Below are 749 nucleotides of genomic sequence, written 5' to 3' on the forward strand. Positions count from 1 at the left end.
TCAGACACTTCACTGGCTTTTGCCGCCATGTGATTAGAGAGATGATTGATAGCATCGCCTAGATCTTCAATGCCTGCTTGATTAAGCTTAAAGACATTGCGCAATTTGGCAAAGCGCTCCCCAATCTGATCTCCCGTCATATCAAAAGCAACAGCTGCTTTAGCAGCATAAATGCTAAAAGCTTCGAGATCTTGTTCACCAATGCCTGCTTGGCTAGCACTGGTCATCAGTTCTAAAACCTCACGCGCCGCTAGAGGAATTTTTGTGGAGGTTTCAAGCGCAAAACGGCGCAATTCCTTTAAGCGATCAAGGGGGGCATCGAGAACCTTTTCCAAGCCTTTCATCGATTGATCAAATTGCATGGCTTTATAGAGCGGTGCAATTAAGGTTGCTGTTTGCGCAATGGCACCCACCATGCGCCCCCGCGCTTGGATAAAAGCATTTTCCGCATTCTTTGTCGCATCCTCAAGATGCTCAGGGTCAAACCACCCTTTAAAATGCTGCCTTGTCTTGTTTTGGAAATGCGCAATATCTGAACTAAAGGCTGCAAGATCCCGCTTGGCAGAAGCTATCCCCTCTTGCAGATGATTAACAAAACGCACAACAAGGGAAACATCCATGATCGTCTCTTATCCTAACTGATGACTTTCATATTCTTGGGCTTTAAAGCGTGCGAGTTCTTCTCGATAGGCAATCACATCCAGCCAATCCATCTGGTTAATCTCTGAAGGCGCCCAGTGATAATAAAG

At 45.9% G+C, this 749-nt stretch carries 1 protein-coding gene; it reads right to left on the reverse strand.

The features are described 5' to 3' along the window. On the reverse strand, positions 1-620 hold a 620-nt coding region (locus tag ACFINE_RS09870), incomplete at its 3' end, for a phage tail tape measure protein (RefSeq protein ID WP_375621906.1). Positions 621-749 lie beyond the last annotated feature (129 nt).

The organism is Bartonella sp. AA97HXZ (assembly GCF_042196985.1).
GTDB lineage: Bacteria > Pseudomonadota > Alphaproteobacteria > Rhizobiales > Rhizobiaceae > Bartonella.